The organism is Tepidicaulis marinus (genome assembly GCF_000739695.1).
Taxonomy (GTDB): Bacteria; Pseudomonadota; Alphaproteobacteria; order Parvibaculales; family Parvibaculaceae; genus Tepidicaulis; species Tepidicaulis marinus.
In genome coordinates this window covers 135,525-162,506 of record NZ_BBIO01000003.1, presented here as the reverse complement: position 1 = coordinate 162,506, position 26,982 = coordinate 135,525, and the positions used below count along the sequence as shown (strand labels likewise).

Genomic DNA, 26,982 nt, shown 5'->3' with positions numbered 1-26,982 from the left:
CAGTAAATCCCTATCTCCTGCGGGCTAATTGATCAATCGTCGGCCCCGCCACAAATTGCCCTTGTCGGCCAGTAACGGCCCGAAGGAGACGGTATGCACCGCAAAGATCAAAACGCCGCTGCGCGCATGACAGGAAAAGAAGAAGGCACTCTCGCCGCTCTTTCCTGCGCTCATGACAGCAGCACGTGCTCCGGCGATGCCGCCGCCTCTCAAGGGCTCATTCGTCCGTATCTGCCGCAAGGGGAATTGCATTCTTCCGAACGCATTCTCTTCGGCATCAATTGATGACCGGCCATGCACGGCCAGTTCGAACAAGGGTAAGACCATGAATATCATCGATCACCTCTCCGTCGGCGTTCCCAGCATTGACGAGGCGCGCAAATACTACGACGGCCTGATGGAAACGCTTGGCTGCACCTGCATGGCCGCCACCGACGGCTTTGCCGCTTATGGCAATGGGTCGGTCCAGTTTCTCGTGATGCTGCCCAATGACGGCGGCGCATACTCCGCCGGCAACGGCACGCATATCTGCTTTGCCGCGGCAACGCGCGAAGCGGTCGACGCTTTCCACAAGTTCGGCTCCGCCAATGGCGGCCAGTGCGAAGGTGAACCGGGCCCGCGCGCGGCCTATCCCAAGCCGGACATCTACACCGCCTTCGTGCGTGACCCCTTCGGCAACAAGCTCGAAGCGATTCACAACGGATTTTCTGCGTAACCTTTGACTATATGGGGCTGATTATGGAAACGGCTTATCACTACCTCGCCTTAAGCGGCGTTCTTACCGTCCTTCTCTGGACACCTTACATCCTGGCACGGGTCTTCGTTTGGGGCCTGCCCACCTTCCTCAACAACTATCCGGAAGGTTATCCGGCCAAACAGCCCGAGCCGCCGCTTTGGGCCCAGCGTGCGCAGCGCGCGCATTTGAACATGGTCGAAACCATGCCGGCTTTCATCGCCGTCGTGGTGGCCGCCGGTTTCCTGGCGGGTGAAGCGGCGGTTGCCGTCGTCGCCACTTGGGCCGCCGTGTTCTTCTATGCCCGCATTGCCCATGCCGTGGTCTATATCCTGGCCGTGCCTTTCCTGCGCACACCGGTCTATCTGGTGTCCTGGGCGGCCATTCTGATCATCGGCGCCCAGTCTCTCCTCTGACCGGGCTCTTCTCTAATAGGCCGCTTCTCTGATCGGCGCACATAGGTCGATGCCTCTCATCGACAGGCCGTAAGGCCGCGGGAGGGCGCTTCCAAACGGAAGCGCCCTCTTTGCTTTCAGGGTCTATTCCAGCAGCGCGCCAAGCAGGCGGGCAAGTTCACCGGCCTCTTTCTCACTTTTCAATTTCGCGCCCACATGCGTCTCGATCGCCGTGCGGTAGATGGGCCACATCTGCCGCAACAGCGCCCGCCCCTCCTCACTGATCAAGATGATCTGGCCGCGCCCGTCTTCCGGGTGGCGGCGGCGCTCTATGAGCCCTGCTTCTTCCAGCCGGACCAGGAGACGGGAAATATTGTGCTGGGCGATCAGGAGCTCCGCCTCAAGCGCGCCCGGCCGCAAGCCCCCTTTGGCGCGGCGCAGCTCCAACAGCACGTCGTACCAGGCAAGGGGCGGAAAGCCTGCCTGTTTCAAATCCCGCTCCACCGCGCCCAGCACATGCCGGCCCGCGCGCATAAGCCGCGCCCAGGCAAGAACGGTTTCCTTGGAAGGCTTTTCCCCCGGCATGGACCGATCATCCCTCATTCATGCCGTTGCATCAAGATTGACAAAACGGCAGCCCACCCCATATAGATGCAACTGCATCTATATGGAAGGACGCCGGCATGACCCAATCCGCTCAAAAGACTGAAGAGCCCCTCACGCTTGTCAGCCACACGCTCTGTCCCTACGTGCAGCGCGCGGTCATCGCGCTTACGGAAAAAGGCGTGCCCTTCGAGCGCAAGGATGTGGACCTTTCCAACAAACCGGACTGGTTCAAGGAAATCTCCCCGCTCGGCAAGACGCCGGTACTGGTGGTGGGAACCCATCCGATTTTCGAATCCGCTGTCATCGCAGAATATCTGGAAGAGACGGCGCCGAACCCGCTTCATCCGCAAGACGCACTTGCCCGCGCCGATCACCGCGCCTGGATCGAATTCGGCTCGGCCATTCTGAACGATATTTCCGGTTTTTATAATGCCAAGGATGCCGAAAGCTTCGAGGCAAAACGCGCGCAAATCGCACAGCGCTTTTCCCGGCTCGAAACCCGTGTCAAAGCCGCACCCTGGTTCGACGGAGACAAATTCTCCCTTGTCGATGCGGTCTTCGGCCCGGTCTTCCGCTATTTCGACACGTTCGAGCGCTTCGGCACTTTCGGTTTTTTCGACGAAACCCCGAAAGTGCGCCGCTGGCGCGAAACCTTAAGCGCGCGGCCTTCCGTGCAGAACGCGGTAAGCCCTGCTTATCCGGAGCTTCTGACCGAGTTTCTGAAGAAACGCGGCTCTTATCTGTCGGGCCTTATCGAAGCCAAAGCCGCTTAAAACCGCGCGCCGCCCTCCTAGCCGCCGCAGGACGATGAACCGTCAGAGGAGGCACGGGCAAGACGGCGGAGCAGAAGAAGGCGCAGCATTTCGACCTCATTCAGCACATCCAGAGGATCGCGCTGCGCCGTTTCTTCCAGCGCCTGCCGCAGCCAGGGGCTGGTGCGCGGATTGGAGCGCACGAAGGCTTCCGCCTCCTCCAGGCGCACGGACCGCATATCCTTACCTTTCATCACGTGGCTCTCCTTACTCGGCGGCATTCAGAAAGACGGGGCCTTCTTCGCCCTGCAACGGCAAAGGTTCTTCCACCCAAGTGAGATCGCCGGCATAACGCGCCGCAAGCCGGCCTTCTTCATCCATGGCAAAAAGATGCAGCCATTTATTGTCGAAGAGCGCGCGCACTTGCCCGTTCCGTGCGAGAATCTCCGTCATCGCTTCTTGCGGCGCTTCGATGCAGACCGAGAGCCGCACGGGCCGGTGCATCAGCTTTTCCCCGTCATGAATGGATTGCCAGGGAAGCCCCGCGCGAAGGGGACCGCTGCTTCCTTCCAGCACCCCCATGCCTCCCGTTACATTGTGCAGGAGTTTGTTGCCCGCGCCGAACACGTCCGGGGCGACCGCCGAGCCGTAATATTGCAGGCTGATCCAGCTTGCCACGACCACAGGCGCGGTCATGATGAGTTCGAGAACGGAAAATTCCTTATCCGCGTGCCAATCATAATCGTGGAGAAAAGCCTCGCCTGAAAGGTCGAGCCCATGGGTGCGCGTGCGGGGCGCGGCGATAAGGGCCTTGCAGCCGGCAAGCCCCCATTCCGGGCGCACTTCCGCCCAATTGCAGCTTCTTGCCGCAACATCGCCCGGCGTCTTCGCGCCCGGCAGCCGCTGCGCCCGTTCGGCCCGGGCAAGAAGCCCCGCCTTTTCAAGCGCACCCCGGAGCAAGGCGATTTCATTTGCGTGGCCTGCAGCGGGCATATCCTTATCGAAAAGCGTGACCGCGTCCTTCGTCGTGTCATGCAGCGCGGCAAGGAAGAGCGTTTGCGAAGGGATCACGATGCCCCTCTGCGCAAGTTCGGCCCGCACCAGAGGATCGTTGAGAAGCGATGCCAGCAGGCGCGCATTCACATCCCCCGCATAACCCCCGCAGGCCCCGCAATGAAGCGCGCTTGCATGAGGATTGTTGCGCACGCTTGCCCCGTGCCCCGCCAGAAGCACGAGCCGGGCAAAGTCCTTCGTCATGGACATGGCCCGCAGCACGCTCTCGCCAAGCGCTGCGCGCGCGGCAAGATCGAGCTCGGGGGCGAATTTCGGTGCCGGATCGGGCGCCTTAGCGGCCGCGCCGCCGCCCAGCCCATCGCGGAAGAGCTTGCCCACATAAAGCGGGCCCGTTGCCTCCACAAAGGCGAAGGAGGAAACCGCCGCCATTTTAAAGCGTCCCCAGGCTCTGGCAGCTCGCGCCAAAAGCCGTGCGCGCAAATCCGTCTCTTTTTCCTTCTCCCCCACCGCGCAGCTATGAAGGCTGGGCGAAAGCAGAACCGGCAGCCGCTTTTCCTCCACATCCGAGGCAAGGGCGTGATGAGCGGCGGGCAGGCCGAAAAACCCGGCAAAGCCCGATGTGCGCGCGCCGGGATAGGCCGTCTCCAGCGCCCGGCGGAAAACCTCCGAGCGCACATCGATGCAGAAGGCGGCATGGAGCGGGACCTGCGTCTCGTCTTGTTCTGCAAAACGTCCGCCCGAGAGAAGCTGCGTGGCAAGGCGCCGCTGCCCGGCCCGCTCTGCCGCTTCTTGCAGAATTTCATCGGCAATAAGGTCGGGCGTCGCCGCAGGCGCTTTCTCATATTCAGCAAGCGCCTCCTGCCAGGCAGGCGAGATTTGCTTTTGGTGGTGAAGATAAAGCGCCTCTTCCCAGACAAGCCGGATGGTCAGGAGATCGCACAGCGTTTCGTCCCCACCGCCCTCAAGCTCTGCCTGCCAGAGCCGGTAGCGCGCAGCCTGCGCCCAGCCGCCAAGCTCCATCAGGAGCCGCTGGAAATAAAGCGGGCGCGCGGCCGTGCTTACCTGAAGCGTTGCCAGCGCGCGCGCCGCCGCTTCAAGAGGGCGCTGCGGGGCATCGGCAACATGGGCGGCAAAGCCGCGCAGGCCCAGAATTTCCGGTACAAGGTCATGGCTCGCCGCCGCCCGCCAGGACGCATAAGCCCGCTCCTTGCGCGGCAGAGCCCACAGCGCCTGACCTTCATCGAAATAGGCCCCTGCCCAAGCCCCGATCCGCTCGGCGGCAAGCCCCGGCCAATCGGTGGCGGCGTGATGCGCGGCCAGCGTCGCGACTGTCGGCAAAGCCTCGGGCACCGGTGCCTCTATTCTCGCCGCCCGCTTCAAAGCAGCTATATCGGCGGGCCGGTTTTTGTGGGGCGAGGCGAAAAGAGCCCCTTCCAGATCCTCATCCGTGATCGCGCCTTTGGCGATTTCGGCTTGGTACCAACTGCGCGCCATCGTCACCTTGATGCCGGCGGTCTTGGCAAGAAGCGCACCCGTCTCTGCAAGGCCCCTATCCGCTTGGCCGAGAAAGGGATTGACGGCAACGGAAGAAGAAAGCGGCCAAAGCGGCGGCACGGCGCGTGCCGCCTCCCCCATATCCGCAGCAAGCGCCGTAAGCGCCTTCTTGCTCGGAAGAGAATGGATCTCCGTCATCGTTTTATCCCTTCTTTGGCGCCGGAGGCCCGGCATTGACTTGCTCGTTCATCCGCCAGCTGCCAAGCAGGCGGTCGAAAAGCGCATTGGCGTAAAGCCCGTTAGCAAGATGCACCCGAAGACCGGCTGCTGCCGGATGCGCCGACCAGAGCGGGAAGGTCGCCTGGGCAAAAGCGGTCAAAGCGAAGCTGAGTACCGCAAGCGCAATGAGCGCCCATTCGAGCGGCCCTGGCGCCGGCGTTGCGGGCAAGGTGCCTGCCGTCAGCCATTCGGCGCCCGCTTGCAGCGTGAAATAACCCGCGGTAGCGGCCAGCGAATAAAGCGCGGTGCGCTGGGTTAAAAGCCGGGGCGCGGCATCGGCAAGGCCCTGCGCCAGAAGATAGGCGACACCGAAGATAAGAATGGCGCCAAGCGCGATCGCTTGCGGGGATTTCGTCTCGAAGCCGAAGAGCGCGCCCGTGGCCGCGAAAATGACAAGCGCGATGAGAAAGGCCCGCCCCACGGCCTTGCCGTTCGGCACCGCGATGGAGCCCGGCTTCTTGATCGCCGCAACATTTTCCACCGCGCTGCCGGATGAAAGGAAAGCATGGGCCTTGTAGAAGGAATGCGCGGCGATATGCAAAAGCGCGAGGGGAAAGAGCGCGAGGCCGCACTGAAAAATCATGAAGCCCATCTGCGCGATGGTGGACCAGGCGAGCGAGGTTTTGACCGCAGGCTGCGTCAGCATCACCAGCGAACCGAACAGCGCCGTAAAGCCGCCGATGAGAACGAGCGCGGCAAGTACGCCCGGCGCCAGCAGCATGACATCGGCAAAGCGGATCAGAAGAAAGCCGCCCGCATTGACAACACCTGCATGAAGCAGCGCGGAAACCGGCGTCGGCGTATCCATCACCTCCGTCAGCCAGCCATGGGCGGGGAACTGCGCCGATTTGAAGAGCGCGGCTAGAGCGAGGAGGCCTGCCGCTAGAATGACTGCCGCGCCGCCGCCGCCCGCAAAATCGGCCCGTGCCGCCGCGCTGAGCGCGCCGATCTCCTGCGTGCCGTAAGCCATATAAAGAAGAAGCGCCGCACCGATCAGCGCGCCGTCGCTGAGCCGCGCCATCAATGCGTGTTTGCGCGCCGCCCGCCGGGCGGGAAGGCGCTCTGGGTAAAAGAGCAGAAGCTTTTGCAGGAAGAGGCTCGCAGCGATCCAGGACAGAACGAGCCCCGACAATGTGCCTGCCTGCACAAAGAAGAGAACCGAGGCAAGCGTCAGACAAAGCCAGCCGGTAAAAGCGCCCTGCCGCGCTTCCCCGTCAAGATAACTCGCTGAAAACCGCAAAACCGCCCAGCCGATGCTGGAGACGACCAGCAACATGACGAGGGAAACGGCATCCGCCATGAAAAGCCCGTCGAGCGGGGCAAGCGCGGGAGGCAGGAGCCCATCGCCCGCCCCGAACGCGGCAAGCCCGGCAGCGCCCAGCACGGCAAAAAGGGAAAGAAGCGCCGCGCCTTCCGCCGCGCGCACCTGCAGGCGTGGGCGCAAACCCGGCCCCGCAAAGGCAGCAAATCCGGCAAGCAGGAGAAGCAGCGGCGCAAGGACCGGCAGGAGCGCCAAAAGCGAGGCAGCGGCAGGGCCATCGAGGCTTGGCAGGACAGGCATGAGGTGTTCTCCACTTGGTACGGCCGGGTGCGGAGAAAGTAGGGACGAAGAAGAGATAAGAAAAATTCATTGTTTGCTGGTTTTCGTTCTATAAAATAGATCATATGAACGAACTGAACTTCCATCACCTGCGCTATTTCTGGGCGGTCGCCCATGACGGCAACCTGACCCGCACGGCGGAGCGGCTGAACGTTTCCCAATCGGCGCTTTCCATCCAAATCAAGCAGCTGGAAGAACGGCTCGGCCATGCGCTTTTCGAACGCCGGGGCCGTCAGCTCGCCCTGACGGAAGCAGGACGGCTCGCGCTCGACCATGCCGATGCAATCTTTTCCGCGGGGGAAGAACTGCTCGCCAATCTGCGCGCCAGCGGGCGCAGCCGCCAGGCGCTGCGCGTGGGCGCGCTCGCCACGCTATCGCGCAACTTCCAGATCGCGTTTCTAAAACCGGTTCTCGGGCGGAGCGATGTGGAAGTGATTTTGCGCTCCGGCACGGCGGCCGAACTCTTGCGCGGGCTAGAGGCGCTCAATCTCGATGTGGTGCTCCTCACCCAGCCGCCGGCACGCGACGCCATTACCCCGTTCGTCTCTCACCGCCTGGCCCAGCAGCGCATCTCGCTCGTCGGGCGGGCGGAACTTGTCGGACGGCGCAGCAAGGGAAAACTGCGCGAGCTTTTGGCGAGCGAGCCGGTGCTCCTGCCCACGGCAGACAGCAGCGTGCGAACGGACTTCAATGCCTTGATGGAACGCTGGAACATTCAGCCGCAAATCGCCGCCGAGGTGGACGACATGGCCATGCTGCGCCTTTTAACGCGGGAAGGGGTGGGTCTTGGCGTCATTCCGCCTATCGTGGTGAAGGACGAGCTTGCCTCCGGCTTTTTGAAAGAAGCCGGGAGCCTGCCCGGCATTGCCGAAAATTTCTATGCCGTCACCATGGAGCGCAAATTTCCCAACCCGCTGGTGCGCGATCTCGTCTCAGCCAAACTTTCGCAAATCTGAAGGTCTCGCGCTCATGACTTGATCCGGGAAACCGGCAGGCCTCTTACTGCAAGGAAGGCACAAGCACGGCAGCGCCGGTAAACCGGCCTTCTCTAAGATCGCTTAGCGCATCATTCGCCTCGCACAGCGCATAGATTTTCGTATGCGTGGCAACGCCCGCCTGCTTGGCCACGGGGAAAAACTCTAGCGCATCCGCACGGGTCAGATTGGCAACGGACATCACATGGCGCTCTTGCCAAAGCAGCGAATAGGGCATAGCCGGCAGGTCGCTCATATGAATGCCGCCGCAAACAACACGCCCGCCCTTCCGGACGGCCTTTAATGCGGCCGGGACAAGCGTGCCGATAGGCGCGAAAATGATGGCCGCATCGAGCAGCGTTGGCGGGGCCTCACCTGAAGCGCCCGCCCATACCGCGCCAAGGTCTTTGGCGAAACGTTGCGCCGGCATATCCCCTTCCCGCGTGAAGGCGTAAACCTCCCGGCCCTGCCAAACGCAAATTTGCGTAATGATATGGGCCGCCGCGCCGAAGCCGTAAATGCCGATGCGTTTGCCCTCGCCCGCCTTTTTCAGCGAGCGCCAGCCGATAAGGCCTGCACAGAGAAGCGGCGCGGTCGCTGCAGGTTCGGCCGCCTCATCCAGATCGAAGGCGAAGGCCGAATCCGCGATGACATGCGTGGCAAACCCGCCGTCCCGCGTGTAGCCGGTGAAAAGAGGTGTATCGCACAGATTTTCGGCCCCCTCGCGGCAATAAAGACAGGTGCCGCATGTATGACCGAGCCACGGCACCCCTGCGCGGCGCCCGAGCCTGGCCTCGCTCACGCCGGGCCCCACTTTGTCGACCAGGCCGACAATTTCATGACCGGGAATCAAAGGCAGTTTGGGATGTTTCAGATCGCCGTCCACGACATGCAAATCCGTGCGGCACACAGCGCAGGCCTCGACACGCAGCCTGATTTCCCCTGGCCCGGGAAGGGGATTTTCTCTTTCTTGTAGAACAAGAGGGCGGCCGATTTCCTCCAGAACCATTGCTTTCATCGCAGCCCCGCTCCTTCCAGCCGCAGAAATCTAGGGCGCCAGATCCCCATCCACATCCGCCCCCATTTCCACCCGCCAGGGCGAGACTTTTTCGAGGATGAACAGCACCACGCCGATCAGTACAGCAAGTAAAACAGCCAAGAACCAGTATGGAAGGCCGAAACTATCGGCAAAGGTGATTTTTCCCGCATCCAATGTCTTGAGAAGCGGCGCCAGCACAGGATCCAAATACCCATAGAAGGTCGCCCCGGCGATGCCGCCCGCCAGCACGAAAAGCGCATCCCGGTAACCGGCCCCGATCTGAGCCAATACGGTCCCCGGGCAAGCCCCGGCCAGGGCGATGCCCGCGCCGAGAATAAGACCGCCGATGACATCGGCCACATAAAGCGCACCTTTCGGATGGAGGCTCGCCCAGCCCATGGAGGTCATGACGGCCAGCACGAGCGCGCCCACCGCAACGGCTGTCAGAAACACCTTGAGCATGATGAAGTTCCGCAGCTGCATTTGGCCGACGATCATGCCGGGTTCGAAAACGCGGGATTTTTCGAGTGCGAACCCGAAAACGGTTCCCATCAAAATACCGATCAAAATGGCTGAAAATACCGACATGGAATATCCTTCCTAAATACGGCGCAGAACGAGCAGGGCCGTGGCAATGCCGCCGGCAAACATGGCGGCAACGGCCACGGTCGATCCGATGGAAAGCTGCGCCACGCCGGAAAGTCCATGACCGCTGGTGCAGCCGTCGGCTATGCGCGCGCCGAACAACATCAAAAAGCCCGCGCCGAAGGCAAGCGCATAACGCGCCGCTGGGCGGGACGTTCCCAAGGTGCGCGCCCAGATGGGCGATATGGCCTTGCGCCTTGCCCCCGATAAACGCATGGAAATGAATGCTCCAAGCGCAATCCCAAGAACAAGCGCCACTTGCCACCAGTTCTTTCCCGTCGTCGCCGCATGTTTCAGCAGATACGAGTTGCCGCTCAGATCACCGTCCCATATCCCGCTGAGAAGGGCGCCGATCGTGACATACGAAGAAGAAGCCCCGAGTGCTGTTTCGATAAGCAGGAAAGCTGGAATTTGCAGCAATCCGATGACAATGCCTGCCGCATAAGGAGACCAGGATTTGCTCTGAAAAATATTGCCGGTCATTGATATGCCTTTCTCAAGGAGTTGCGGCAATTGTCACAGGAATAGGCGGCGCGGCATTGATATGCGTCAACGGTTGGGGATATGCGTCAACGGTTGGGGATATGCGTCAACGAATATGCAAACAGGAAGAACGGCAGTATTCTTGACATAATTATCCGCATAAAGATTTTCACTCTGCGGCATCTTCTTTGATTTAGCGCAACAGATGAAGCGGCAAAGCTGTATAGAGTTACCGTACTCTCTGACGCTTTCCCCTGACAGTGGAGGTAAACATGTCTAAAAGCGCAGTGAAAATCGAACAATCGGCCCCCAAAACTCAAAAAGCGGCTTTGCCTGCCTCCCTTGCAAGCCCGATCCAGGGTCTGCACCGGGAAATCGACCGGCTTTTCGACCAGTTTGGCGAAACCCGTCCGTGGTTCCGCCACCTGTGGGAGCCGCACGAATGGCACATAGCAGCACCCGCCATCGACGTCGCCGAGAAGGACGACTGCTTTGAAGTAACCGCAGACCTTCCGGGTATCGATGCTGAAAATATCGAAGTGAAAGCGTCGGACGGCATGTTGACGATCCGAGGTGAAAAGCGGGAAGAAAAGGAAGAGAAGAAAAAAACCTATCACCGCTCCGAACGGCATTTCGGTTCATTCGAGCGCAGCTTCTCGCTTCCCCACAATATCGACCTGAGCAAGATTACGGCCGATTACAAGGCCGGAGTCTTGACAGTTACGCTACCTAAAACAGCAGAAGCTCAGGCAAGCGAACGCAAAATTTCCGTTACCGTCAAAAATTGATCCATTCCAGCCCCCGATGGAGACGAAAGTGAAACAGGTCAAAGAAGTGATGCATAAGGGCGCCGAATGGCGCTCACCGGATACGCCTCTCAGTGAAATCGCCAAGCTCATGAGCGAGCAGGATGTCGGTGCCATTCCGATCGGTGAAAACGATAAGATGATCGGCATGGTCACGGACCGGGACATGGTCTGCCGCGGCTTTTCCAATGGTAAGGACCTGAGTACGCTCAAGGCCCGGGACGTAATGAGCAAGGGTATCTTCTATTGCAGCGAGGACGAGGATATCGAAGAGGCTGTCCAAATGATGCAGAAAAACAAGATTCGCCGCCTGCCGGTCATCGACGGCAAGAAGCGTTTGGTGGGCATGCTGAGCATAGGCGATCTGTCCCATGCTGCACCGTCAAAATTGACAAGCGATCTTGTTGCCGCCGTCGCCGATCACCACGCGTGATCCCAATAGATGAAAGGCCGGAAGACATCATTCTTCCGGCCCTCAATCTTTGAGGACGAAAGACATGAACGTCAAAGATACGCATGACTTTACCGGAAGGCGCCGGAAATGGGGCCGTGGCCGCGCACCCGATGTGCACGATCCTTACGCCGCCGCCACAAAACTGAAAAGCCCGGCGCATTGCACCACATGCGGCGTGATATATGAGCACGGCCGCTGGGCATGGCCCGGCCCGGAGAAAAAGACCGAAGGAGAAGAAATTCTCTGTCCGGCCTGCAAACGGATCGAGGCGGATGATCCGGGCGGCCTACTGGTGCTCGAAGGCACATTCTGGCCAATGCATCAGACGGAAATTTTGAACCTGCTGCACAATGTCGAACAGCAGGACAAGAAAAATTTCCCCCTCCACCGCATCATGAGCGTGGCGGCGGACGGCAATGCCATGGTTGTGGCGGCAACGGACCCGCATCTTGTGCAGCGGATGAACGATGCGCTGACAAGCGCCTATAACGGCCAAGCGGACGTCAAACACGACACGGATGAATATTTCATGCAGGTGAACTGGTTCAGGGACGCTTGACGTGTTTGCCTTGCCCCTCGGGCGCAATCACGGCTGCCGCACGGGACCGGCGCCGGGACCGGCTTCCTCGTCCCGGTTCACCATCTCGGGCGAAAAAGCCGGAGTGCAGACGGCGACATATTCGGCCGGTTCTTCAGGCGTGCTATAGCGAACCCATTCTCCCGGCTCACAGATAAACGCTTCCCCCGCGCGCACGATCTCCACGCCGGCCTCCGTCTCGATGCGCACCGCGCCTGAAATGACCAGCGTGAACTCTCGAAATGCGGGCCGCTGGCCGGGTTCGGACCAGCCGGCGGGGCTTTCCATACGCGCAACCGACAAACTTTCCTCACCGCTCATCCGGCCGATATACTCGTAAATCGATTTCTCGACATTTCCCGCGGCGCGCAGGCGGACGGGCGTTCTAAGGGGTTTCATGCATCACGCTCCTTGGTTCAGGCCGCCCCCTTCACCGCCATGGCGGTGAAGGGGGCGGCCTCATGTCCGGCCAACATAACGAACCGGAAGGCGAACCGGCGGCCCGCCGCACCTGCCTTACTTCCTTGCCACGAACCATACATTCATCGGGTCGTGAGGCAGGACGTGCCGTTCGACGCGCGCAAACCCTGCCTCGCTCAGAAACCGCTCCGCCGTCTCCCAGCCCCACATCGTGCCGAGGCCTTCACCCCCCTGACCGATCGAAACGGGTGTGCAGTGGACCAGGGACACCGCATAAAGAAGGGCTGCCATCGGAAAATCGAAATTGTTTTCAAGATGCGCGGACCCGCCGACATCCTGCATCAAATAAACGCCGCCCGGCCGCAGCGAAGCGCTAAGACCTTTGACCAGGCCGAACGGGTCCTTCTGATCGTGAACGGCGTCGAAACTGGTCACGAAATCCCATCGCGCCGCTTCGGCATAACCCGTCAGATCGCGGGTTTCGAATGTGACATTGGTCAACCCTTCGGCCTGCGCCGTCTTTTGCGCAAATTCGATGGCATCGGCGCAAAGATCGTAGCCGGTGAACCGGCTTGCCGGATAGTGCTTTGCCATGGCGATCAAGGCCGATCCGCGCGCGCAGCCGGCATCCAGCACATCGATGCCCGCCTTCAACCGCCCGTCGAGCTCGGGCGCCAGGGGCAAAATGTGCTCAAAAAGACCCGCGATTACGGTCTGACTGCTATCCTCGGCCATGATCTGGTGAAAACAGGGATAATCGTCATAGCCGGTGCCTTCGCCGGTCTCCATGATATGGATGGTCCGCTCTTCGACCTTTCCGAACAGGGAGACATGCTGGGCATAGACGGCAAGATTGCCAAGCGGCGCATCGCGGGTGAGACAAGCAGCATGCTCGGCCGGCAGCCAATAGCTTTTGTCCTTCGGCCCGTATTCCAAGATCCCCGCCATGACCATGGCGGCCAGCCATTCGCGTACATAGCGCTCATTGAGAGCGGCGGCCTCGGCAATCTCAGCGCTTGTAGAGGGCGCACGGCCCGCAAGCGTGTCGAAGAGGCCGAGCCGGTGCCCGAGCGACACCATCGCCGCCGCGGCGCCCGCATTGATCATATCGCCCACCTGTTCGGCAAAGGCTTCGGCTTTGGCCATATCGAGGGCCGTTGTTTCCATAACTGTCATCGCGACGATCCTTTTTAGAGTTTGATCCCGTGGCGGCGGGATACATCTCGCAAAGGCCGCCGGTGAGGGCCGAATTGGTCGGAAACAGGGCAAATCGGCCAAAACATGCGCAGAAAATTGCACAAACAGCGATATTCCGGCCATATTTATGGGCATGTCAGACACCGCCCCCGCCCTCGCCGTCAGCCTTCTGGTGTTGCCCGAGTCCTTTCCGGGAACGCTCTACAGTCTGCATGAGCTTTTCTGGTCGGTCGGGCGCGCCTGGGGAGATATCACGGGGGAGCCGGAGGCAGCGGCCCGTCAATTCGCGCCCATGCTGGTCTCGCGTACCGGCCGCACGGCGCCATCTCCAACCGGACCTGCTATCGCCATCGATGCGGCGCTCGATGACATGCCGCGGCCTGACATCGTCATCGTAACCGACCTCGCGCTGCCGCCCGATGCGGCGCTTGCCGGCTGGTGGCCCGAGGAAACCGGCTGGGTGCGCCGCCTATATGAAGAAGGAAGCGTTATCTGTTCCATTTGCACCGGCTCGCTCTTCCTGGCGGAGGCAGGGCTTCTCGACGGGCATGAAGCAACCTCCCACTGGTCCGCGGCGCCGCGCTTCCGCCAGCACTATCCGCAAGTAAAGCTCAGGCCGGAGCGGATCCTTTGTCCCGCAGGCCCCGAACACCGCATCGTCACCGCCGGTGGCAGCTCGACCTGGAGCGAACTCGGGCTCTATTTGATCGCGCGGTTTGCAGGCGACATCGAGGCGCAGCGCATATCGAAACTCTTTGTGATCGGCGACAAGAGCGAGGGTCAGCTGCCCTTCGCCGCCATGGCCCGCCCGCGCCAGCACGCCGATGCCGCCATCGCCGAGGCACAGGTCTGGATCGCCGATAATTATACCGCGGCCAATCCCGTCAGCCGCATGGCCGAAATTGCAGGCCTGCCCGAGCGCACGTTTTCCCGGCGCTTCCGCAAGGCAACCGGATACGGACCGGTCGAATATGTACAGGCCCTGCGGATCGAGGAAGCCAAGCAAATGCTGGAGACGAGCGATGAACCGACGGACGCCGTGGCATTGGCGGCAGGCTACGCCGATCCGGTTTATTTCCGGCGCGTCTTCAAACGGTCCGTCGGCGTCACCCCGGCGCGCTATCGCCAGCGGATCACCGCCCTGCCCCGCATCTAGCTGGCGGCACGTGTCGGCCCGCGGCCATCAAAGAGGCGGCTTTGCCGGCACGATCCTCAACAGATTGCCTTGCGCCTCGTCGGTCAAAAGATAGAGCGTGCCGTCTCCCGCCTCCGTCACATCGCGGATGCGCGCGCCCATGCCGATTTTTTCCTCGCCGCTCACTTGGCCGTTCTCCAGCCGGACCCGCACCAGCGCCTCCTGCGTCAGGCTGCCGATCAACAGATCCCCCTGCCAGGCCGGAAACGCGTCGCCCTGGTAAAACAGCATCCCGGAGGGCGAGATCACCGGCGTCCATTGATGGCGCGAACCTTTCAGGTCCGGACGGCTCGGCGGATCGGGAATCTCCCGGCCGCTGTAATGATCGCCCCAACTGACCAAAGGCCAGCCATAGTTTCCGCCGGCTTCCGGCACGTTCAGCTCGTCGCCGCCGCTCGGCCCCATTTCGCCGATCCACAACGCGCCTGTCTCCGGGTGGATGGCAGCCGCCTCGATATTCCGGTGCCCGTAGGACCAGATTTCGGGGCGCGCGCCGGATTTGCCTACAAATGGATTGTCTTCCGGGACCGATCCATCGGGCCGGATACGGATCACCTTGCCCAGATGACTGCCCAGATCCTGCGCCGGGTCGAAACGGAACCGCTCGCCCGTCGTAATAAAGAGCGTGCCATCCGGCGCGAAAGCGAGGCGGGAGCCGAAATGCTTGCTGCCGCCCATCTTAGGTTCCTGCCGGAAAATCACGTCAAGCTCTTCCAGCCCGGTCCGGTCTTCCCGCAGCCGGGCCCGCGCCACCGTGCTCGAGGCGCCGTCCTCTCCGGCCTCGGCGAAGCTGAGATAGATCAGCCGGTTCGCGCCGAAATCCGGATCGAGCGCCACATCGAGAAGGCCGCCCTGCCCTTTCGAAAAGAGACCGATCAAGCCGCGCTCTTCTTCGGCAAAGACATCCGGCACGCCCTTCAGCGGCGCTGACAGCGTTCCATCGGCCGAAACGATCCGCAGCCGCCCGGGCCGTTCCGTCACCAACACCTTGCCATCCGGCAGCACCGCCATGCCCCAGGGATATTCCAGCCCGCCCGCCACGGTTTCGACCGCCAAAGGGCCGCTGGCGGTCAAAACCGTCCGGGCCTCAGCCTCGCGGATGGGCAGCAGCAGGGCCAAAGTTGCCGCCAGAGCCGTTGCCAGAACCGCGCATATGCTTGAGATCATTCCGCTCATCACCCTCTTCCTGCCACCTGGTTCAAAAGAACGGACTTCTAGAGAAACGAGTAAGGCCTGCATCCGGTTCCCCCACCGCTGGGGCCGGCCCGCGCGCCGTGCGGCAGCCGCTTTTGCCCCCCTGTAAATCGAGACCGCGCCACAAAAAAGGCGGCACCTTACATTGGCGCCGCCCTTTTATCCCTCGTTGCCGGGTGCGCCGCGTCAGGCGCTGAGCGCTTGTTTCCGCTGCCGGGCTTCATAGGTGCGGAAGCCCGCATAACCCGTTGCCGCCACCTGGTCGCAAATGGCGCGGTAGGTGTCGACGCCGCCCACATAGGCCATGAAGGTGCGCGGCTTGCCGGGCACATTGGCGCCGATATACCAGCTATTGGCTTGCGGGAAGAGCGTCAGCTCGGCGGTTGCCTCATTGTGCTCGGCCCATTCGTCTTCCGCCTCTTCCGTCGGCTCGATGGCGGCAAGCTCACGCTCACGCATCCATTTGATGCAATCGCTCACCCAGTCCACATGCTGCTCGATGGAGACCAGCATGTTGGAGAGCACCGAAGGGCTCGAGGGTCCGGTAATCGTGAAGAGATTGGGGAAGCCGGCAATGCCGAGACCGAGATAGGTATGCGGCCCGTCCGCCCATTTGTCCCGCAGCGCCTGGCCGCCAATGCCGCGAATATCGACATTTAGGATCGCCCCCGTCATGGCATCGAAACCGGTGGCAAAGACGATGGAATCCACCTGACGCTCGCCATCCTTCGTCTTCACGCCATTTGCCGTGATCCGTTCGATCGGCGTCTCGCGCACATCGACAAGCGAGACATTGTCCCGGTTGAACGTCTCAAAATAATCCGTATCGAGACAAGGGCGCTTGGTGCCGAAGGGGAAAGAGCGCGGGGTCAGCGCCTCGGCAACTTTCGGGTCCTTCACCCGCTCGTGGATTTTCTCGCGGATGAAATCCGACACCCAGTCATTGGCCTGCTGATCGGTCATCGTGTCGCGATAGGCGCTGGAAAGCGCGGTCAGGATGCCCGTCTCCCAGGCCTCTTCATATTTCGCCCGGCGCTCCGCCTCGCTCACATCATGCGCCGAAAGGAGCGCGCGCGGCGGATTGGGAATGCCCGCCGGGTGGTGCTTCTGCGCCTCGCGGTATTCGCGGTAATGCTTCTTCATCTCGGAAATTTCCGAGTTGGTGAGCGGCCGGTTGCCGGCGGGCAGCGAATAGGCGGGCGTGCGCTGATAGACGGTGAGCTCTTCTGCCTGTTCCGCGATCAATGGGATCGACTGAATGGCGGACGACCCCGTGCCGATTACCGCAACACGCTGGCCGGTGAAATCCACGCCCTCATGGGGCCAGCGGCCCGTTATGTAAGTCGGCCCCTTGAAATCGTCCGCTCCCGGAATATCCGGCTGTTTCGGCACGGAGAGGCAGCCCGTCGCCATGATCACATATTGCGCGGAAATCGCCTCGCCCTTGTCCGTATAAACGATCCAGCGTTTTTCTTCCTCGTCATAGATCGCGCGGGTGACGCGCGTCTCGAACGTGATGTCGCGGCGCAGATCGAAACGGTCCGCCACATGCTCGGCATAGCGCAGGATTTCCGGCTGGGTGGCGTATTTCTCAGACCAGACCCAATCCTGTTCGAGCTCCGGCGAGAAGCCGAAAGAATAGGCCATGCTTTCGATGTCGCAGCGCGCGCCCGGATAGCGATTCCAGTACCAGGTGCCGCCCACCCCGTCGCCCACCTCGATGACGCGGGTCTTGAGGCCCATCTGCCGCAGCCGGTGAAGCTGATACATGCCGGCAAAGCCCGCGCCGACGACAACGGCATCGGCCTCGGAGAATTTCGCAAGATGGCGGTCCACCTGCTCGCCGACATATTCCACCGCCTTGGCCTGCGCGGGCAGAAGGCCCGGCATCGCAAAGAAATTATGCATTTGCCGGTCGAACTGTTTTTGCGTGACGGGCACGCCCGCCTCTTTCAACCGGGCGGCATAGGCCTCGCTTTCCTCGCGCAGAATGTCGAACTCGGCGGTGACGACAATCGCGGGCGGCAAGCCGGAAAGGTCCTTGGCGCGCAAGGGCGAGGCCTCGGGCGAAAGCCGGTCCTCTTTATTGGGCGCATAATGATCCCAGAACCACGCCATGAGCGGCGTGTTGAGCAAGAGCTGATTGTCGGGGCTTGCATAGCCCGGTGTTTCCATCGCCCCGTCCGTTACCGGATAGACGAGGATCTGCAGCGCAATGGCGGGCCCGCCTTCGGCTTTCGCCTTCTGGCAGACGCTTGCGGCAAGCGTGCCGCCCGCGCTGTCGCCAGCGACAATGAGCGGCACCTTGCGGCCCGCGAGCGCGCTCATGTTTTTCTCCGCCCAGAGAAGCGCGTCCCAGGCATCGTGATGGGCCGTGGGGAAGCGGTGTTCGGGGGCTTTACGGTAATCGACGAGCAGCACCGTGCAGCCGGTGCGCTCGGCAAGCTGGCGGCCCAGCGTGTCATATTGGTCGATGTCGCCGAGCACCCAGCCGCCGCCATGATAATAGACAAGAACGCCGCGGGGGCTTTCGGAAGGCTTCAAGACACGGGCGCGGACCTTCGCGCCATCTTGCGCGGGAATCTCAACTTCTTCGGCGCCGAACATGTCCGGACCCGCCGGATAGGCCTTGGCCATCTGGCCGCCGACGAAGCGCGCTTCCTCCGGGCTCAGCTCATGCATGGGCGGGGCGCCTGCCGCCGCCATTTGCGAGAGCAATGCCGTTGTCGCAATGTCCAGTTTCATTTCTTGTCCTCCCAGAGCCGTCATCTTCTTTTTGATATGTTTTATAGGCATATGCTCCCCGCCGAGGGGCCCGAAGTCAAAAGCATATTGAAGCGCGGGCGGGATTCGCCGCACCCGCCAAAAAGCCAGTAAGAACGCCCTCGGTTTCCGCTGGGGAAACGGGAGAGCGCTGCGCGCACGGGTTCTTTATATTTCGGGAAATAGTCAGCTGGCCGGATATTCGGTGATCGGTTACTCGCCAGACAGAGGCCGAGCGGGCAGTACAGTGAATAGATCGGAACGAAAAAGCTCCCCGGTGCGGCAGCGTTGACAGTGCAGTTGATCGTGCTGTAAACCCTGCATATTGCAGTCATTGGTTTACACTACTCGGTTTACACCACGAGGAGATAAGGCAGTGCGACATGATGCATGAAGATCGGCGGGAAGAAACCGATGCGACAATGGGGTCGGAGAAATCCTTTGGCATAGTGTTTACCGTAGTCTTCGCAGTCATTGCCGTAGTACCTGTCCTTTACGGCGAGTTGCCGCGCCTTTGGGCAATCGGGGTTGCCGCAGCGTTCCTCGCTCTCGCCCTTCTATTCCCTTCAGGGCTGAAGCCACTGAACGTCGTCTGGTTCAAGCTGGGGCTCCTTCTGCACAAGTTAGTCACGCCGCTCACGCTTGGGTTTATGTTCTTCGTTGTTCTTATGCCCATCGGACTTCTCATGCGGCTCATGGGCAAGGACCCACTGCACCTTAAGATGGCGCCGCCGGGCGATAGTTACTGGCGCGTCCGCGGTGCCGGTGAGCCTTCGGGGTCGTCCATGAAAAACCAATACTAGGATAACACCATGTCCTTTCTTCTTGAGATCTTCTCTTTCATTCGCGCCAGGAAGAAGTACTGGCTTATCCCGGTAATGGTGGTGATGCTTCTATTCGGCGGCCTGATTGTTCTTACCAAGGGTTCGGCGGTCGCTCCGTTCATCTATACTATCTTCTGATCCCGTTTCCTCTGGGGGGGGAGCATGCGCATCCTGGGTATCTCCGCGCTGTATCACGACAGTGCGGCAGCAATGGTCGAAAATGGTCAAGTCATCGCCGCCGCTCAGGAAGAGCGATTCACGCGGCGCAAGCACGACTCAGATTTTCCAGTGAACTCCATCGCCTACTGCCTTGAGGCCGCCGGGTGCGGCCTCAAGGCCGTGGATCAGGTGGTCTTCTATGACAAACCCTTTTTGAAGTTCGAGCGACTTCTTGAAACGTATTTGTCTTTTTCCCCGAAAGGCTTCAAGTCGTTCCAGATGGCCATACCGGTTTGGCTTCGAGAAAAGCTTTTTCAGAAGGATCTAATCCGCGACGAGTTGCAAGCGATCTCCAAGAACTTCGAGTGGAAGAGCAGACTCCTCTTTGCAGAGCACCACCTTTCACATGCCGCGTCGGCGTTCTTTCCGTCGCCGTTCGAAGAAGCCGCCGTGCTTACCATGGACGGCGTCGGCGAATGGACGACAACGTCGTTCGCTATGGGTAAGGGTAGCGAGCTTCATATTGCGAAGGAGATTCATTTCCCGCATTCACTCGGCCTGCTGTACTCCGCCGTCACCTATTATCTTGGATTCAAGGTGAACTCCGGAGAATATAAAGTCATGGGCTTAGCTCCGTACGGTGAACCGAAGTACGCCCACACCTTCTTCGACAAGATTATCGACGTGCGAGATGACGGTTCGTTTTGGCTAGATCAGCAATATTTTGACTATTGCACCGGCTTGACAATGGTCAACGATCACTTTGCAAAACTGTTCGGCCACCCTGTGCGCAAGCCGGAAAGCGAAGACCTGACGCAGTTTCACATGGACATGGCGGCGTCCATCCAGGCCGTTACTGAAGAGGTCGTTCTCAAGCTCGCGCGCAATGCCGCTAAGGAGACCGGTGCAAAGAACCTCTGCCTCGCCGGAGGCGTGGCGCTGAACTGCGTGGCCAACGGCAAGATTTTGCGCGAGGGCATATTCGAGAGCATCTGGATTCAGCCCGCCGCAGGCGACGCCGGCGGTGCACTCGGCGCCGCCTTGGCAGGCTATTACCTTTTCGGCGAGAATGAACGGACCGTCGATCCGACAAAGCAAGATGCCATGCGGGGCTCTTACATAGGCCCAGAGTTCGAGCAGGACGACATCGAACGTCGACTTACGGCTGCCGGAGCTAAGTTCGAGGTCCTTTCCGACAGCCGCCTGTACGAGAGCACAGCCGCCGCACTGGCGGACGGTTCGGCTGTAGGCTGGATGCAAGGACGTATGGAGTTCGGTCCGCGCGCCCTGGGCGGTCGATCCATCCTGGGCGACCCGCGCTCGCCGAATATGCAGAAGCTGCTGAACCTAAAGGTGAAGTACCGTGAAAGCTTTCGCCCGTTTGCACCCAGCGTTCTAGCAGAAGATGCCTCGCATTGGTTCGACCTAGATAGCGAAAGCCCCTACATGTTGATCGTCGCCCCGGTCCGCGAGGAACACCGGCGCGCCATGACAGAAGAGGAGGAGCAGCTTTTCGGCATCGACAAACTGAACGTGCCACGCTCAACAATTCCAGCTGTCACGCACGTCGACTACTCCGCGCGTGTCCAGACGGTGCACAAGGAAACCAACCCGCGTTATCATACCTTGCTAAGCGCATTCAAACAGCGCACGGGCTGCGGCATGCTTGTAAACACTAGCTTCAACGTCCGTGGTGAACCGATTGTTTGTACGCCCGAGGACGCTTTCCGCTGCTTCATGGGCACCGAGATCGAGGTTCTGGTGGTCGGCAACTGCTTCCTCCGCAAAGAGGACCAAGATCCGTCGCTGCAGCAGGACTACAAAGACATCTTCGAACTCGACTAAGGCTCGACCTCATGGGCGTGAGAACCTTTCTTCACAACACAGTCGGCGGCTTGGCTACCGTCTTGATGGCGATGAGCGTCTCCCTAGCGCTGGGGGAGGTCGCTATCCGCGTCATAGACAACTATCCGATATCCCAGCTAAAATTACCCCGGAGCAACGCGCCCACCCCCCAAAGCCAACCACTCACACACTACGATGCCGCCTTTGAGCATGCCAAGAACGTAGCACTCTCTGACGGAGTTTCCCGGGACTGGTTTATTTCCGAGGATCCGGCACCGTTCCAACGAGCAACGCCGGCTGATTGGAAAAAAGTTTACGACACACGTTTGCAGGGAACAGCGTCCTTTGATTTTTTCAAGCTATGGAACAGCAATTTCGTTCAATCGTTAGAGTGCGGCAGCCCTCAGCTTGAGTCATATTTCCGCGGTTTCCCTGGTTATTTATTCGTTTTCAGCGCAGAGGACGGTACCCCTTACCCACGGTACAGATTCATTCCTAATTCTCGAACCCCCATGGGGTTACGTACCAACCAGTACGGGCTTCGCGGACCCGACATCGCGTTCAAAAAAGAACTAGGTACGATTCGCATAGCCGTCGTCGGCGCTTCGACGACCGTCCACAGCCACGGTTATCCATTCTCCTATCCCGAACTGCTAAACCACTGGTTAAACCTGTGGGCGCAGGTTAAGAACTATGACATCAAATTTGAGGTCATGAATTTTGGACGGGAAGGAATCAATTCTACTGATATCGCCAGCGTGGTGCGCTCAGAGGCTCTACCGCTCGATCCGGACTACATACTCTACTACGAGGGATCCAACCAGTTCTGGCCCGGCTCCATCGTCAAAGGCGATCTGCCCTCCCGCCGGACCGGTCTAGAGTCCGAGGCCACGCAGGACCTTCTAGACGCATTAGCCGAATATTCTGCCGTGGCCCGACGGGTTCAAGAGCTTACGAGGATTTTCGCAAAAGATCCTGGAGCGGAAGAGGACAAGCCGGAACTGAACGTAGTTTGGCCTGCGGACGTCGACGAGAAAGATCCCGACCTTGAGTCACCAAACCTCCCAATCAATCTCCCGACGATCCTGAACGACCTTGAGGACATCCGCAAAGCAGCCGCTCATTCAGATGCACAATTTGTCATGACATCATTCAAGTGGCTGGTCGAGGACGGGATGAAGCTCGATCCAGTTCGGCATCAGTCCATACACCGGTACCTGAATGTTGGCTTCTATCCCTACAGCTATCAACTGATGGAGCGTCTTGCCGCGTTCCAAAACTTAGTCTTTGCTAAGTACGCGCAGCAACATGAGGACGTCGAATTCATTGACGTCGCCGCTCTTTATCCTTCCGATCCTGACCTTTTCGTCGATGCCATTCACCAGACATACGGCGGCGTCAGACTGCGCGCCTGGATCGTCCTGCAGGAGCTTATCTCGGTCCTTGAGAAGGACATTCAGGAAGGAAGGTACCCTCGTTCAGCCCGAGAGACGTCAGGCCCCCCGGTTCCCAAGAACATTCGTACAGTTGAGATCGACTGTGGCGAAGACCGAGCGGCGACGTTGAGCGGACCACTGACAAACTTCATGCCACTGCCGGGGGCATTGATGAAACTGAACAACGGCGTGTACTCGCTTACGACGAAATCTGAGCAGAACGCCTATTCTGCGGAAGCGTCGCTGCCAGAAGTAGCGCAGAGCGGCATCCCCTACAGGGTCCGGTTCGATGTCCAAGTCGAGAACGGTTCGGTCCAATTCGGCGTTCTGACCGAGGATCGGGCCAAATGGATAAATATCACCCCTCCGATCACGGAGTCGGAAAGCTGGCAGAGTGTTTGGCTTACCGTTCCAGCAAATGGCCAGCGAAGCGGCCCCTTGTTGGTGACGAACGCCAGTGCTGACGGCGTGTCCCGTATCAAGGTACGGGAAATCTCGATTTACGAACCGAGACAGATTTACCCTAAGCTTGAAGTCCTATCGCAAGAAATCAAGTTGCGCTGATGTAAGGCTAAATGAAGAGGGATGGGGTTCGTGGCCGCATGCCGCGCCGAATTGAAGCACTAATGCTGCAAACGCCACTGCCTGACGGGAGCTGGCAAGTTGCGACCAAGGGACAAGCCCCCCTCTAAAACAAGCTCAAAAGGCCCCCACCAAGGCCGAAGTGTTGGGTGAAAACAGGCAATCGCACAGAAATCTCTGAAAAATCAACAAGATATATAAATTAAGTGGCGGAGAGGGGGGGATTCGAACCCCCGATAGAGTTGCCCCTATGCCGCATTTCGAGTGCGGTGCTTTCAACCACTCAGCCACCTCTCCGGAGCGTTTCGAGCCTGCTGTGGCGCGGGCCGCGCTGGTCAGGCGCTGGAAACGGCGCGGAATGTAACGTGGCGCGCATCCGCGCACAAGCCCGCTATGCCGCCTCTTCCAGAAGAAGTTTGCGCACCGCCGCCTCAAGCAGCGCGGGCACCCCGGCGGCCCGGTCGATCTGCTCGGCAACAAGCTCGGCCTGCATGTGCAGCCCGTCGAAAACCGCAAGAAGAAGACGGGCAAGCGTTGCGGGCGGCAGACGGCGCGTGGCTTTGCCTGCCGCCTGCGCCTCGCCGATGAGATCCGCCAAAGCGCCGTGAAAGGCGACATAAAGCGCCATCAGCGCGGCGCGGCCTTCGCCCCCTTCCCCGTTTGCAAGCTCCATCAGCTTGACCGCGCTCATGCCCGCCCCGCCAAGGGCGCGCGCCATCTCCTCCATCAGCCCGAGAAGCGCTGCCGCCGGATCCTCTGCCCCCACGCCAGGCTCGACACGGGCGAGCACGGCGCTCGCCTCCGCCGCCACGCCTTTGAGAAGCGCCGTGCGCAGCGCCTCTTTACTCTCGAAATGGAAATAGACCCCGCCCTTGGTCAGCCCCGCCCGCTCGGCAATGTCTTGAACGGAGGCTTTTTCAAAGCCGAGCTCACCGAAAGCCGCGCCTGCCGCCGCCAGGATCGCGGCGCGGCGCACCTCTTCGGGCATCTTCTTCCAGCCAGAGCGCTGTGCGCGGGCCATGATGTCTCCCTTTCAGGACAGATTCTTAAGGCAAGAACCATAACAGGCTGATTTGGCGGGGAAAGTTTTTCCGACCCGTGGGTCGTTTTCCTCTTTAAAGCTGCGCTCTGGACCATTAAATACCGACTGGTCGGAATTTAATGGAGAGAGACATGAAAGCCCTGGAACTTCACACCAGCCAATCCCTGGAAAATCTGCGCCTGAGCGAGCGCCCCCGCCCGAAGCCCGACCCGAACGACGTGATCGTGGAAATGAAGGCGGCGACGCTGAATTACCGCGACATCATCTACCTGACGGGCATGATGGGTTATGGGGCGGATTTCCCGCTGCCCCTGACCCCGCTGTCGGACGGGGCGGGCATCGTGGTGGAAACGGGCGCGGCGGTTACCCGCGTCAAAAAAGGCGACCGCGTCGCCCCGCTCTTTTATCAGGACTGGCGCTCTGGCCCGATCACCCGCGAGGCCTCGGCGAGCACCCTTGTCGGCCCGCGCTATCAAGGCATCGCCCAGGAATATGTGAAGCTGAGCGAAGAAGGCGTGGCGCCGGTCCCGCCGCATCTCAGCTATATGGAAGCTGCCGCCCTTCCCTGCGCGGGGCTGACCGCTTGGAACGCCGTCGTCACGCGCGGCAAGGTAAAGCCTGGCGACTGGGTGCTTGTGCAAGGCACGGGCGGCGTCTCCCTCTTTGCCCTGCAATTTGCCAAAGCCGCCGGCGCCCGCGTGATCCTTACCTCATCATCGGACGAAAAACTGGAAAAGGGCCGCGCCCTCGGCGCCGATCACACCATTAATTATAAAGCCGAGCCCAATTGGGCGGGCGCCGCGCTCGAGGTGACGGGAGGACGCGGCGTGGACATCGTGGTGGAGATCGGCGGCGGCGAGACCTTCCAGCAATCGCTTTTTGCCATCCGCCCCGGCGGTTTCATCGGCTTTGTCGGCTTCGTCTCCGGCGCCTCGGCGGAAGTCCTGCTTGCCCTCATCAATGCCCAAAGCGCGCGCATCGAAGGCATCAGCATCGGCAACCGCGAGGAATTCGAGGCCATGACCCGGGCCATCGCGGCCACGGGCCTGCGCCCCCTCATCGACAGCACCTATGCGCTTGAAGATTACCGCGCCGCCCTCAGCGCGCTTCAGGCCCAGAACCATATGGGCAAGATCGGCGTCGAAATCGCCGCCTGAGGGACGCACACGCCCCTTTCCGTTGCCCATCGGCCTGTGGTCTATTCACGGGCACTGGGGAGCGTAGAGGGGCAAGCGTCGTGCAGGACCGGAAAATTCAAGAGACCACAAAACAAAACCGCTTCGCCGCGCGCTTTGCCCATTGGTTCACCGCCTCGGGCGTCATCCCCGCGCTTTTATCCATCGATGCGGTGATGCGGGATGATTTCCGCATGGGCCTGATCTGGCTCGGTGTCGCCATGATCATCGACGGGCTGGACGGCCCGCTTGCCCGCAAGGTCGATGTCTTCACCCATACCCCCCGCTTTGACGGCGCGGTGCTGGATTTCGTCATCGACTATCTGACCTATACGGTCATTCCGGCGCTGATGGTGGCGCGGTTCGCGCTCGTGCCCGAGCCTTTCGAGCTGCCTGCTGCCGCCTTCATCATGGCAACCTCGCTTTACTGCTTCGGCAATAAGGACATGAAGACGGCGGATAATTACTTCCAAGGCTTTCCCGCCCTCTGGAACCTCGTCGTCCTTTACATTTATGTGCTTTCCACCGGCGCGCTCTTCAATCTGGCGCTGATCCTCGCCCTTGGCGCGCTCACCTTTGTGCCGCTGAAATTCATCCATCCTTTCCGGGTGCGCGAATGGCGCGCGCTCACGCTGCCGCTCACCGCGCTTTGGGCGGCGGGCGCGGTTTTCCTCGTCTGGTTCGGCAAGGGGCCTGCCCCCACCCCGCTTCTGACCGAATCGGCGGTTTTAGGGCTCTGGCTCGCGGTCAGTCTTTATTTTGCCGGGCTCAGCCTCTGGCGCTCCGCCCTCGATTGGCGCCGCTAAGGGCCGCGAAAGCGCGCCACCCCGCTTAAAGCCCGAAATCTGCGCCATAGAGGCAGATTCTCCCCTGCCCCTGCTTGACACATAGAAGCGGGCGGCTATAGTGCCCGCCAATTCACGGGCGGGCCAAAAGTGGCCTTTTGCCCGCTTTTTCTCTTTGGAATGGATGACATCCCATGTTCGCAGTCATCAAGACCGGCGGCAAGCAGTACAAAGTCGCGAAAGACGACGTGATCACGGTGGAAAAACTGGCCGCTGAAGCCGGTTCGACCGTTGAACTCGATGAGGTACTGATGCTCGGCGGCGAAGGCGCCCAGACCAAGATCGGCGCGCCTCTCGTGGACGGTGCCAAGGTCACGGCGGAAGTCGTGGACCAGACCCGTGCCCGCAAAATCATCGTTTTCAAGAAGAAACGCCGTCAGAACTACCGCCGCAAGGCCGGTCATCGCCAGCACCAGACCGTGCTGAAGATCACCAATATTGCCGGTTAATCAGG

At 60.5% G+C, this 26,982-nt stretch carries 28 protein-coding genes and 1 tRNA gene; 15 read left to right on the top strand and 14 right to left on the bottom strand.

Annotation, left to right across the window (positions count from 1 at the left end; translation table 11 throughout):
- Positions 1-24 precede the first annotated feature (24 nt).
- Positions 25-336, bottom strand: a complete 312-nt coding sequence (locus tag M2A_RS18135) for a hypothetical protein (RefSeq protein ID WP_197052834.1) — start codon at positions 334-336, stop codon at positions 25-27.
- Between M2A_RS18135 and M2A_RS04315 the strand changes: the two genes are divergently transcribed.
- Entirely contained in the window at positions 326-715 is a 390-nt protein-coding gene (locus M2A_RS04315) for a VOC family protein (RefSeq protein WP_052379194.1), read from the top strand. The two genes, M2A_RS18135 and M2A_RS04315, sit on opposite strands and share 11 nt — an antisense overlap.
- A gap of 23 nt (positions 716-738) precedes the next feature.
- Positions 739-1,149: an MAPEG family protein gene (locus M2A_RS04310; RefSeq protein ID WP_045443780.1), complete on the top strand. Its 411-nt coding sequence runs from the start codon at positions 739-741 to the stop codon at positions 1,147-1,149.
- Positions 1,150-1,272: 123 nt separating this feature from the next.
- Here the strand turns inward: M2A_RS04310 and M2A_RS04305 are convergent, their stop codons facing one another.
- A complete protein-coding gene (locus M2A_RS04305) occupies positions 1,273-1,713 on the bottom strand; it encodes a MarR family winged helix-turn-helix transcriptional regulator (RefSeq protein ID WP_045443408.1) in 441 nt (146 codons plus the stop codon).
- 98 nt (positions 1,714-1,811) lie between these two features.
- Here M2A_RS04305 and M2A_RS04300 point away from each other — a divergent pair, with 98 nt between their 5' ends.
- Positions 1,812-2,507: a glutathione S-transferase family protein gene (locus M2A_RS04300; RefSeq protein ID WP_045443406.1), complete on the top strand. Its 696-nt coding sequence runs from the start codon at positions 1,812-1,814 to the stop codon at positions 2,505-2,507.
- Positions 2,508-2,524: 17 nt separating this feature from the next.
- On the opposite strand, the gene M2A_RS04295 is transcribed toward M2A_RS04300, so the two are convergent.
- The 3 genes from M2A_RS04295 to M2A_RS04285 are packed head-to-tail and all read right to left on the bottom strand — an operon-like array spanning position 2,525 to position 6,834.
- On the bottom strand, positions 2,525-2,743 hold the full coding sequence (locus M2A_RS04295; protein ID WP_197052833.1) for a hypothetical protein: 219 nt from the start codon (positions 2,741-2,743) through the stop codon (positions 2,525-2,527).
- A gap of 10 nt (positions 2,744-2,753) precedes the next feature.
- Complete coding sequence (locus tag M2A_RS04290) at positions 2,754-5,192, bottom strand: YbcC family protein (RefSeq protein ID WP_045443400.1); 2,439 nt, start codon at positions 5,190-5,192, stop codon at positions 2,754-2,756.
- A gap of 4 nt (positions 5,193-5,196) precedes the next feature.
- Entirely contained in the window at positions 5,197-6,834 is a 1,638-nt protein-coding gene (locus tag M2A_RS04285) for a proton-conducting transporter transmembrane domain-containing protein (protein WP_045443397.1), read from the bottom strand.
- A 104-nt stretch (positions 6,835-6,938) separates the two neighbouring features.
- On the opposite strand from M2A_RS04285, the gene M2A_RS04280 reads away from it, so the two are divergent.
- Positions 6,939-7,829 carry a LysR family transcriptional regulator gene (locus M2A_RS04280; protein ID WP_045443394.1) on the top strand — a complete coding sequence of 297 codons (891 nt, stop codon included), beginning with the start codon at positions 6,939-6,941 and terminating at the stop codon, positions 7,827-7,829.
- A 43-nt stretch (positions 7,830-7,872) separates the two neighbouring features.
- On the opposite strand, the gene M2A_RS04275 is transcribed toward M2A_RS04280, so the two are convergent.
- From M2A_RS04275 to M2A_RS04265, 3 genes are read right to left on the bottom strand one after another with little or no spacing between them, the layout of a single operon-like run.
- Positions 7,873-8,865, bottom strand: coding sequence for a zinc-dependent alcohol dehydrogenase family protein (locus tag M2A_RS04275; protein ID WP_045443391.1), 993 nt, complete (start codon positions 8,863-8,865; stop codon positions 7,873-7,875).
- Between the two features lie 30 nt (positions 8,866-8,895).
- Complete coding sequence (locus M2A_RS04270; RefSeq protein ID WP_045443388.1) at positions 8,896-9,474, bottom strand: YeeE/YedE thiosulfate transporter family protein; 579 nt, start codon at positions 9,472-9,474, stop codon at positions 8,896-8,898.
- Positions 9,475-9,486: 12 nt separating this feature from the next.
- Positions 9,487-10,014 carry a YeeE/YedE thiosulfate transporter family protein gene (locus tag M2A_RS04265; protein WP_045443385.1) on the bottom strand — a complete coding sequence of 176 codons (528 nt, stop codon included), beginning with the start codon at positions 10,012-10,014 and terminating at the stop codon, positions 9,487-9,489.
- Positions 10,015-10,286: 272 nt separating this feature from the next.
- Here M2A_RS04265 and M2A_RS04260 point away from each other — a divergent pair, with 272 nt between their 5' ends.
- From M2A_RS04260 to M2A_RS04250, 3 genes are all read left to right on the top strand, one after another.
- Positions 10,287-10,802: an Hsp20/alpha crystallin family protein gene (locus tag M2A_RS04260; RefSeq protein WP_045443383.1), complete on the top strand. Its 516-nt coding sequence runs from the start codon at positions 10,287-10,289 to the stop codon at positions 10,800-10,802.
- A gap of 49 nt (positions 10,803-10,851) precedes the next feature.
- Positions 10,852-11,253, top strand: coding sequence for a CBS domain-containing protein (locus tag M2A_RS04255; RefSeq protein ID WP_045443777.1), 402 nt, complete (start codon positions 10,852-10,854; stop codon positions 11,251-11,253).
- 64 nt (positions 11,254-11,317) lie between these two features.
- Positions 11,318-11,833 carry a BCAM0308 family protein gene (locus tag M2A_RS04250; RefSeq protein ID WP_052379193.1) on the top strand — a complete coding sequence of 172 codons (516 nt, stop codon included), beginning with the start codon at positions 11,318-11,320 and terminating at the stop codon, positions 11,831-11,833.
- A 27-nt stretch (positions 11,834-11,860) separates the two neighbouring features.
- On the opposite strand, the gene M2A_RS04245 is transcribed toward M2A_RS04250, so the two are convergent.
- On the bottom strand, positions 11,861-12,250 hold the full coding sequence (locus M2A_RS04245) for a cupin domain-containing protein (RefSeq protein ID WP_045443382.1): 390 nt from the start codon (positions 12,248-12,250) through the stop codon (positions 11,861-11,863).
- A gap of 117 nt (positions 12,251-12,367) precedes the next feature.
- Complete coding sequence (locus tag M2A_RS04240; protein ID WP_045443380.1) at positions 12,368-13,447, bottom strand: class I SAM-dependent methyltransferase; 1,080 nt, start codon at positions 13,445-13,447, stop codon at positions 12,368-12,370.
- A 154-nt stretch (positions 13,448-13,601) separates the two neighbouring features.
- Between M2A_RS04240 and M2A_RS04235 the strand changes: the two genes are divergently transcribed.
- Entirely contained in the window at positions 13,602-14,624 is a 1,023-nt protein-coding gene (locus M2A_RS04235; RefSeq protein ID WP_045443773.1) for a GlxA family transcriptional regulator, read from the top strand.
- A 27-nt stretch (positions 14,625-14,651) separates the two neighbouring features.
- Here M2A_RS04235 and M2A_RS04230 read toward each other — a convergent pair whose 3' ends face one another.
- Positions 14,652-15,839, bottom strand: a complete 1,188-nt coding sequence (locus M2A_RS04230) for a PQQ-dependent sugar dehydrogenase (RefSeq protein ID WP_081875382.1) — start codon at positions 15,837-15,839, stop codon at positions 14,652-14,654.
- A 204-nt stretch (positions 15,840-16,043) separates the two neighbouring features.
- Complete coding sequence (locus M2A_RS18505; RefSeq protein WP_081875381.1) at positions 16,044-18,602, bottom strand: alpha/beta hydrolase fold domain-containing protein; 2,559 nt, start codon at positions 18,600-18,602, stop codon at positions 16,044-16,046.
- 401 nt (positions 18,603-19,003) lie between these two features.
- Between M2A_RS18505 and M2A_RS04220 the strand changes: the two genes are divergently transcribed.
- Genes M2A_RS04220 through M2A_RS04210 form a run of 4 tightly spaced genes read left to right on the top strand, consistent with a single transcriptional unit; the run spans position 19,004 to position 23,448 of the window.
- Positions 19,004-19,423 carry an SxtJ family membrane protein gene (locus tag M2A_RS04220; RefSeq protein ID WP_045443378.1) on the top strand — a complete coding sequence of 140 codons (420 nt, stop codon included), beginning with the start codon at positions 19,004-19,006 and terminating at the stop codon, positions 19,421-19,423.
- A 9-nt stretch (positions 19,424-19,432) separates the two neighbouring features.
- On the top strand, positions 19,433-19,582 hold the full coding sequence (locus tag M2A_RS18130; RefSeq protein WP_197052831.1) for a DUF5989 family protein: 150 nt from the start codon (positions 19,433-19,435) through the stop codon (positions 19,580-19,582).
- 24 nt (positions 19,583-19,606) lie between these two features.
- A complete protein-coding gene (locus tag M2A_RS04215) occupies positions 19,607-21,448 on the top strand; it encodes a carbamoyltransferase family protein (RefSeq protein ID WP_045443376.1) in 1,842 nt (613 codons plus the stop codon).
- Between the two features lie 11 nt (positions 21,449-21,459).
- The gene (locus tag M2A_RS04210) at positions 21,460-23,448 is read left to right on the top strand and encodes an SGNH/GDSL hydrolase family protein (protein WP_045443373.1); all 1,989 of its coding nucleotides are present in this window, start codon (positions 21,460-21,462) and stop codon (positions 23,446-23,448) included.
- Between the two features lie 225 nt (positions 23,449-23,673).
- On the opposite strand, the gene M2A_RS04205 is transcribed toward M2A_RS04210, so the two are convergent.
- A tRNA-Ser gene (locus tag M2A_RS04205) sits at positions 23,674-23,763 on the bottom strand.
- A gap of 94 nt (positions 23,764-23,857) precedes the next feature.
- A complete protein-coding gene (locus M2A_RS04200; protein WP_052379192.1) occupies positions 23,858-24,487 on the bottom strand; it encodes a TetR family transcriptional regulator in 630 nt (209 codons plus the stop codon).
- A gap of 152 nt (positions 24,488-24,639) precedes the next feature.
- On the opposite strand from M2A_RS04200, the gene M2A_RS04195 reads away from it, so the two are divergent.
- The 3 genes from M2A_RS04195 (at position 24,640) to rplU (ending at position 26,977) form a co-directional block, all read left to right on the top strand.
- Positions 24,640-25,665 (top strand): zinc-dependent alcohol dehydrogenase family protein, encoded by a 1,026-nt coding sequence (locus tag M2A_RS04195; protein WP_045443370.1) that lies wholly within the window; start codon positions 24,640-24,642, stop codon positions 25,663-25,665.
- 80 nt (positions 25,666-25,745) lie between these two features.
- Entirely contained in the window at positions 25,746-26,489 is a 744-nt protein-coding gene (locus tag M2A_RS04190) for a CDP-alcohol phosphatidyltransferase family protein (protein WP_197052830.1), read from the top strand.
- Positions 26,490-26,662: 173 nt separating this feature from the next.
- Positions 26,663-26,977 (top strand): 50S ribosomal protein L21, encoded by a 315-nt coding sequence (rplU, locus tag M2A_RS04185; RefSeq protein WP_045443367.1) that lies wholly within the window; start codon positions 26,663-26,665, stop codon positions 26,975-26,977.
- Positions 26,978-26,982: the final 5 nt, after the last annotated feature.

Bases quoted from the DNA above. Each gene is read 5' to 3' on its own strand.
- M2A_RS04315 (WP_052379194.1), top strand. From the start codon at position 326: ATGAATATCATCGATCACCTCTCCGTCGGCGTTCCCAGCATTGACGAG.
- M2A_RS18135 (WP_197052834.1), bottom strand. From the start codon at position 336: ATGATATTCATGGTCTTACCCTTGTTCGAACTGGCCGTGCATGGCCGG.
- M2A_RS04310 (WP_045443780.1), top strand. From the start codon at position 739: ATGGAAACGGCTTATCACTACCTCGCCTTAAGCGGCGTTCTTACCGTC.
- M2A_RS04305 (WP_045443408.1), bottom strand. From the start codon at position 1,713: ATGCCGGGGGAAAAGCCTTCCAAGGAAACCGTTCTTGCCTGGGCGCGG.
- M2A_RS04300 (WP_045443406.1), top strand. From the start codon at position 1,812: ATGACCCAATCCGCTCAAAAGACTGAAGAGCCCCTCACGCTTGTCAGC.
- M2A_RS04290 (WP_045443400.1), bottom strand. From the start codon at position 5,192: ATGACGGAGATCCATTCTCTTCCGAGCAAGAAGGCGCTTACGGCGCTT.
- M2A_RS04285 (WP_045443397.1), bottom strand. From the start codon at position 6,834: ATGCCTGTCCTGCCAAGCCTCGATGGCCCTGCCGCTGCCTCGCTTTTG.
- M2A_RS04280 (WP_045443394.1), top strand. From the start codon at position 6,939: ATGAACGAACTGAACTTCCATCACCTGCGCTATTTCTGGGCGGTCGCC.
- M2A_RS04275 (WP_045443391.1), bottom strand. From the start codon at position 8,865: ATGAAAGCAATGGTTCTGGAGGAAATCGGCCGCCCTCTTGTTCTACAA.
- M2A_RS04270 (WP_045443388.1), bottom strand. From the start codon at position 9,474: ATGTCGGTATTTTCAGCCATTTTGATCGGTATTTTGATGGGAACCGTT.
- M2A_RS04265 (WP_045443385.1), bottom strand. From the start codon at position 10,014: ATGACCGGCAATATTTTTCAGAGCAAATCCTGGTCTCCTTATGCGGCA.
- M2A_RS04260 (WP_045443383.1), top strand. From the start codon at position 10,287: ATGTCTAAAAGCGCAGTGAAAATCGAACAATCGGCCCCCAAAACTCAA.
- M2A_RS04255 (WP_045443777.1), top strand. From the start codon at position 10,852: ATGCATAAGGGCGCCGAATGGCGCTCACCGGATACGCCTCTCAGTGAA.
- M2A_RS04250 (WP_052379193.1), top strand. From the start codon at position 11,318: ATGAACGTCAAAGATACGCATGACTTTACCGGAAGGCGCCGGAAATGG.
- M2A_RS04245 (WP_045443382.1), bottom strand. From the start codon at position 12,250: ATGAAACCCCTTAGAACGCCCGTCCGCCTGCGCGCCGCGGGAAATGTC.
- M2A_RS04240 (WP_045443380.1), bottom strand. From the start codon at position 13,447: ATGACAGTTATGGAAACAACGGCCCTCGATATGGCCAAAGCCGAAGCC.
- M2A_RS04235 (WP_045443773.1), top strand. From the start codon at position 13,602: ATGTCAGACACCGCCCCCGCCCTCGCCGTCAGCCTTCTGGTGTTGCCC.
- M2A_RS04230 (WP_081875382.1), bottom strand. From the start codon at position 15,839: ATGAGCGGAATGATCTCAAGCATATGCGCGGTTCTGGCAACGGCTCTG.
- M2A_RS18505 (WP_081875381.1), bottom strand. From the start codon at position 18,602: ATGAAACTGGACATTGCGACAACGGCATTGCTCTCGCAAATGGCGGCG.
- M2A_RS04220 (WP_045443378.1), top strand. From the start codon at position 19,004: ATGATGCATGAAGATCGGCGGGAAGAAACCGATGCGACAATGGGGTCG.
- M2A_RS18130 (WP_197052831.1), top strand. From the start codon at position 19,433: ATGTCCTTTCTTCTTGAGATCTTCTCTTTCATTCGCGCCAGGAAGAAG.
- M2A_RS04215 (WP_045443376.1), top strand. From the start codon at position 19,607: ATGCGCATCCTGGGTATCTCCGCGCTGTATCACGACAGTGCGGCAGCA.
- M2A_RS04210 (WP_045443373.1), top strand. From the start codon at position 21,460: ATGGGCGTGAGAACCTTTCTTCACAACACAGTCGGCGGCTTGGCTACC.
- M2A_RS04200 (WP_052379192.1), bottom strand. From the start codon at position 24,487: ATGGCCCGCGCACAGCGCTCTGGCTGGAAGAAGATGCCCGAAGAGGTG.
- M2A_RS04195 (WP_045443370.1), top strand. From the start codon at position 24,640: ATGAAAGCCCTGGAACTTCACACCAGCCAATCCCTGGAAAATCTGCGC.
- rplU (WP_045443367.1), top strand. From the start codon at position 26,663: ATGTTCGCAGTCATCAAGACCGGCGGCAAGCAGTACAAAGTCGCGAAA.